The 6,248-nt window shown below is 35.5% G+C and carries 4 protein-coding genes; 3 read left to right on the top strand and 1 reads right to left on the bottom strand.

Annotated elements, in window-relative coordinates; genetic code table 11:
* Positions 1-106 precede the first annotated feature (106 nt).
* Complete coding sequence (locus tag ABFR62_12505) at positions 107-676, bottom strand: hypothetical protein (protein ID MEN8139245.1); 570 nt, start codon at positions 674-676, stop codon at positions 107-109.
* A gap of 1,038 nt (positions 677-1,714) precedes the next feature.
* Between ABFR62_12505 and ABFR62_12500 the strand changes: the two genes are divergently transcribed.
* From ABFR62_12500 to ABFR62_12490, 3 genes are all read left to right on the top strand, one after another.
* Entirely contained in the window at positions 1,715-1,837 is a 123-nt protein-coding gene (locus tag ABFR62_12500) for a hypothetical protein (GenBank protein MEN8139244.1), read from the top strand.
* Positions 1,838-2,019: 182 nt separating this feature from the next.
* Positions 2,020-3,288 carry an O-acetylhomoserine aminocarboxypropyltransferase/cysteine synthase family protein gene (locus ABFR62_12495; protein ID MEN8139243.1) on the top strand — a complete coding sequence of 423 codons (1,269 nt, stop codon included), beginning with the start codon at positions 2,020-2,022 and terminating at the stop codon, positions 3,286-3,288.
* Between the two features lie 93 nt (positions 3,289-3,381).
* The coding region (locus ABFR62_12490) for an aspartate kinase (protein ID MEN8139242.1) at positions 3,382-6,248 on the top strand (2,867 nt) is incomplete at its 3' end.

The following is a 6,248-nucleotide window of genomic DNA, read 5'->3' as shown; positions in this document are numbered from 1 at the left end:
CAAACTATACGGATGCAACTTTAGCCGAAAACCAGTTTAAACGCCATAAAAAAGGCCCAAAATTCTCCTGAACTTTGAACCTTTTACGTATGAAACGTTTCCTATATTATTTTATGTTAAATCTAAATTCTATTCCAAATGTATATGCATTACTTGCCTGAGCGCTTATATCCTCGCTAATAATTTTTCTTTCTGTATTTTGGTACTCTCCAAAAATACCCAGCTGCAGGCTATTGTAACATAGACCCAAAGTAGTGCGGGGCACTAATGTAATATCAGTATTATTGGTATATACCAACTGAGTAGCTCCTCTTGCGAATAGACCAAGTCCTTTTTCGGCATTTATCGCTGTAGAGAATTTATATCCCACATTAAATTTAAGTCCATATTTCCCCATTATTACATTGTCAGAAAAATGATATATCCCAATTCCTGCATCAAAATTCCCTGCGGATTTTTCCGATATTGCTCTGTGAAAAAAGTTGTAGGAAGCTTCAAATCCACTCATTGTATATGAAGGAGCTGATTTAAAACTGCTTTCGGAACTAGTTGGAGGAGAAATGCTGTAATCCGTCATACCCATGTAATAGCCAACCGTAAAGCGACACGGTTTGAACTGACCGTATGTAGCTATACTTGTAAAAACGACTAACAATATTAAGACTGATTTCTTCATTAATATATCTTAAGTATTTAAAGGATGTAATCCTGGCAATAACTATCTCAAGTTGAGTGGGTTAAGGTTGGTTTATGGGTTTTTTATATTCGTTATACAAATGTAGTACAATTCTTTGACAAAGCAAGAGTATTCCTACAGGAAAATATTATTTTTTTTACGACATACATATTCAGACCTAAAATAATGACAGAAATATTACTTTTAATATCCTGATAATCTTTAAATGCGTCTTAATTATAAAACATGCGTGAAATTTGAAATTAGATGCTTCAGGGTTGTTATGCATTGCATTTAGCTATTGCATAACTTTACAATGTTATTTTTTAAGTCGGATGTCATGAAAGATTATGTTCTATTTTGGGAAATATTTTTCTCCCTTTTTGTTTTTACATTATTTATGACACAATTGTGGTTATTTGTTATTAAACTAATGTGATAGAAATGACTATTAATTATTTGTTGGGGGAAAATATATATGGCTATATGCCATTGTGTGATATTTAAGTTTCTGCTATTTCGTCTATAAGACACTCATATTGTTCTATTTCAATTTTTTCATCTAGCTCAGGATTAGCAGACTAGACATTTTTCGCGTTTGCAATTCTGTATAATGATGGAGCATAATTATTAGCGAATAAATACTATCGTTCTAAGTTGTATTTGTTAATAAAATTCAGGTTTTCAATTAAATTTAGTTGTGTAATTAAAAATGTTGATTACATTTGTTAACTCAAATGCGCTGGTGTTGGCCAACGTATAATTATAGATTTTATGAACACTGAAATAATTTGTGTTCGTGGATAAAAAGAAGAAAAATGTTAACAACGCGAATGTATATTATGATGCGATTTAGACTCCACAGGGAATTCTAACGGACATTGTATGCTTCTAAATAAGAAATACAAAACGCCTGATGGATTCCATCGGGCGTTTTTTTTGTTATTTGTTTAACCAGCTTAATCGGTTAACTGTTTACATAAAAACAAATAACATAATCAGGTAATGGATCAAACAGAAGAATAAACTTGAAGTAAAATGATCAACCAATTAAACAATTACACAGTTTTTAGCATGAGCGAAACCGAAGGGAAACAATTAATTATGATGATGTCTTTGTCAATGATGATGTGGATGCAAAGTGTATATATGAAAGTGTGATTTGTTTGAATTTATAAAACATTCTAAAAAAGCTCTTTCAGGATATAAATTGAAAGAGCTTTTTTGATTTTAAGAGTTTTATGAAAGCAAATATAAATAAGCTAGTTATTATAAAAAATAAACATGAAATTTGCGGGTTAAATTTCAAAACAGAGGAGAACTCGCGCTAAAAAGCTAATGAAATGGAAGGATTAAAAGACGCAACAAAATCATTGCACAGCGGTCACAATGTAAAGGAAACGGCAGGGACACGTGCAGTTCCAATTTATCAGACATCGTCGTATGTTTTTGATAATGCAGAACATGCGGGGAATTTATTTTCTTTGAAGGAACCCGGGTTTATTTATACACGCTTAAATAACCCTACTAACGATATTCTGGAACGAAGACTTGCTGATTTGGACGGAGGTGTAGGAGCTGCAGTATTTGCTTCGGGGACATCGGCTATTTCTACAACTTTGTTGACTTTGTTGAAATCCGGAGATCACATTGTAGCTTCTTCGGCGCTTTATGGAGGTACGGTTACTATGATGAATGTTCTGTTGCCGCGTTTTGGAATTACAACAACTTTTGTCGATGCTTTGAATCCTTCTGAAGTTGAAGCAGCAATAAAAGAAAATACGAGAGCCGTTTATTTGGAAACAATCGGGAATCCGGGACTTGATGTTGCGGATTTTAAAACAATTTCTGACATAGCTCACAAAAATAATATTCCCTTATTGGTAGATAATACGGTAGCAACTCCTTTATTGTTCAAACCAATAGAACATGGCGCCGATTTGATTATTTATTCTCTGACTAAATATATAGGAGGACACGGAACCAGTATTGCAGGTGCCGTAGTTGATTCAGGTAAATTCAACTGGGCTAATGGTAAATTCCCTGAGTTTACCGAACCTTCTCCGGGATATCACGGACTGATTTATCACGAAGCAATGGGAGAAGCGGCTTTTATAGCAAAGTTGCGACTGGAAGGATTAAGAGATCTTGGGGGAGCATTGAGTCCGTTTAATTCTTTCGAGATTATTCAGGGCCTTGAAACCCTTTCGTTACGTATAGAAAAGCATTCTCAAAATGCACTTAAGGTGGCCAAATGGCTTGAACAACACGAAGCTGTAGCTTCTGTAAATTATCCGGGACTGGAATCGCACCCGAGCTATAAAAATGCTCAAAAATATTTACCAAAAGGACAAAGCGGATTAGTGAGTTTTGAGCTTAAGGATGGTTTTGAAGCAGCCAGGAATTTGGTTGATAATGTTAAAATAATTTCGCTGTTGGCGAATATTGGAGATACTAAAAGTCTGATAATTCATCCGGCTTCTACCACCCATCAACAACTGACTGATGAGGAACAGTTGAAGGGCGGAGTAACAAAAGGTTTATTAAGATTTTCGGTAGGTATCGAAGATGCAGATGATATAATTGCTGATATAGAGCAAGCTATTGGATAATTTTGTTTGAGGTTTGTAGTTTGAGCTTTGTGGTTTTGTCATTTTAAACTATAAACATTAAACTTCAAACATCAAACTCCAAACATTACAAAGATGTTAAAATATATAACACTGGAAAACATAACAACAAAGTCGGGGGCACACGTGCCTGAGATAACTTTGAGTTATGAAGTTTTCGGAGATGAGAGTGCGTTAAATCAAAATGGAATTTTGATTGTACATGCCTTAACAGGAAATTCGCATGTAGGAGGAGAGAATGGTTGGTGGAATGACGTAGTAGGTAAAGGAAAACCGATAAATACATTAAAGCATCCTGTTATTGCTTTTAATGTTCCTGGTAATGGTTTCGATGGTGTTCTTTTGGATGCTTTCGACAAATTTAATGCCGGTGATATAGCCGATTTATTTGCAGCTTCATTAAAACAGCTGGAGGTTGAGAATCTTTTCGCAGTTATTGGCGGATCGCTTGGAGGTGGTATTACCTGGCACATGGCAACCCAATATCCGGGCTTGTTTAAAAAAGTAATTCCTTTTGCTACGCATTACCAGGCAAGTGACTGGGTAATAGGTATGTCTAAAATTCAACGGGAGTTGTTAAAAATTGAAAAAGACCCGGTACAAACAGCCCGAAAAATGGCAATGTTGTTTTACCGTACTCCTGAATCTTATCAAAGTAAGTTTGAAAGAACCCGTGTAGAAAAGGGTGGAGCTTACAATGTGGATTCTTACCTCGATTATCAGGGAGAGAAACTTAATGACCGCTTTGCACTTGAGGCATATAAGGCAATGAACTATATAATGTCTACAATCGATGTAGCTTATATGGAATCTTTGGATGAGGTAGTTTCCGGAATTGAATCAGAGGTGCATATTGTAGGAGTAAGTACCGACTTGCTGTTTACGGCAAAAGAATCGAAAGAAGCGTTCGATAAATTGAAAGATGCAGGAAAGAATGTATATTATCACGAAATAGAATCTATTCACGGGCATGATGCATTCCTGATCGAAAACAATCAATTGGAAAAAATACTGGAACAGGCTTTCAGAGATAATAAGAAGGTTCCTAAAAAGGAGGTCAGGTCAAAAGTTTTGAAATTCGGAGGACGATCTTTGGCCGATAATAGTATTGATAATGTTCTTGATATAATAGAAAAAGAAGCCGGCAAGAAAAAAGTTTACACTGTTCTTTCGGCAAGAGCTTCGGCAACCGATGAGTTGGAAAGTCTTTTAGAAGCTGCAAGAAAACAAATTGACTGTACGGTCGAGTTTGAGGCATTCAAACAGGAACAGTCAAAAATTCTTACAGATAAGACTTCATTGAATCCATATTTCGAAGAGATAAAACGAATACTCGATGGGGTAAAACTCATTGGTGATTATTCCGCATCTCTAAAAGATCGTTTTATGGCATTTGGTGAGTTGATTTCGGCAATTACAGCAAAGGAGCTGTTAGAAAAACGCGGATTGACAGTTGCGATCCACGATGTGCGAAACTGGCTAAAAACAGATGATGCTTTTGGTAATGCGCAGGTGTTAAAATCGGTTTCGGAAGACTTATTTAAGAAGGAGAATTTACAGCGTGAAGATGTTCAGGTAGAAATAGTTTCAGGATTTATAGCATCTAACCTCGAAGGGCAAATAACAACTTTGGGTAGAAATGGTAGTAATTATACTGCATCACTCCTGGCTAACTTCCTAAATGCCGAAGAAATGCAAAACTGGACTCATGTCGATGGTATTTTCACAGCCAATCCGTCATTGGTTCCTTATGCAAAACAAATTGAATTGCTTTCGTATAATGAGGCAAATGAGTTGGCTAACTTCGGGACTACAATTCTTCATGCCAAAACTATAATACCTCTAATTGAAAAGAATATTCCTCTTCGAATACTGAATACATTAGATCCTGAAAACAAAGGGACTCTAATTACTAAAGAAGGTAACGGACAGGGAGTGAAATCTGTAACAATTCTGGACGATGTAGCTTTAATAAGTTTAACAGGTCGTGGTTTGTTGGGTACAGTAGGTATTGATGGTAGGATTTTTGGTGTGTTGATGCAGCATAAAATTTCGATCAGAAATATTTCTCAGGCTTCATCAGAACGTGGAGTTGGATTTATTGTTGACATAGAAGATGCTGATAAGGCTGTTGAATTACTTCGTGAAGAATTCCAAAAAGAGATTTTCTCTAAAGATATTAATCAGATTTTTGCGAAAAAAGATGTTTCGGTAGTTTCGGTAATTGGAGATTATCTCGATTATTTCGATAAAGTCTTCCATGCATTGAAACGTAACCGTTTGGATCCAATTTTGTTTAACAACTCTATCAATGGGAACAATATATCGATTGTAATTTCCGATTCACAAACCCTGAAAGCAGTTAACGTAATTCATTCTCATATTTTTGGAGCGGAAAGAACGTTGAATATTGCTGTATTTGGTAAAGGAACGGTAGGAGGAACATTGATAAATCAGATTAATAATTCGAGAAAAATACTTTGCGAAAAACGTAATACAAAAATCAATGTTTTTGCTGTTGCCGATTCAAAAAGAGTTTTATTAAATGCCGAAGGAATTAAAGAAGACTGGAGGGATGATTTACAAAATCAGGAAGAAGGTTATTCCGTTGAAAGTATTGTGAAATATGCAGAGGAGAACAATCTTGAGAATTTGGTTTGTGTTGATGCAACAGCTTCGAAAGATTTTGTAAATAACTACCTGAGTTTAGTATCGTATGGTTTTGACCTGGTATCAGCAAATAAGATTGCAAATACTTTGAGTTATGATTTTTATACAGAACTAAGAGGAGAGCTTAAACGAAACAGAAAAAAGTATCTTTACGAAACAAATGTTGGAGCGGGATTACCTTTAGTAGATACAATTAGTCAGCTGCACCATTCGGGCGATAAAATCAATAAAATACGCGGAGTGTTCTCAGGTTCTCTGAGTTATATATTCAA

The sequence above is a fragment of the Bacteroidota bacterium genome (genome assembly GCA_039714315.1).
In the GTDB taxonomy this organism is placed as follows: domain Bacteria; phylum Bacteroidota; class Bacteroidia; order Flavobacteriales; family JADGDT01; genus JADGDT01.
Note: the sequence above shows the minus strand (reverse complement) of the source record. Positions and strands in the feature narration are given on the sequence as shown.

Bases quoted from the DNA above. Each gene is read 5' to 3' on its own strand.
- ABFR62_12505 (MEN8139245.1), bottom strand. From the start codon at position 676: ATGAAGAAATCAGTCTTAATATTGTTAGTCGTTTTTACAAGTATAGCT.
- ABFR62_12495 (MEN8139243.1), top strand. From the start codon at position 2,020: ATGGAAGGATTAAAAGACGCAACAAAATCATTGCACAGCGGTCACAAT.
- ABFR62_12500 (MEN8139244.1), top strand. From the start codon at position 1,715: ATGATCAACCAATTAAACAATTACACAGTTTTTAGCATGAGCGAAACC.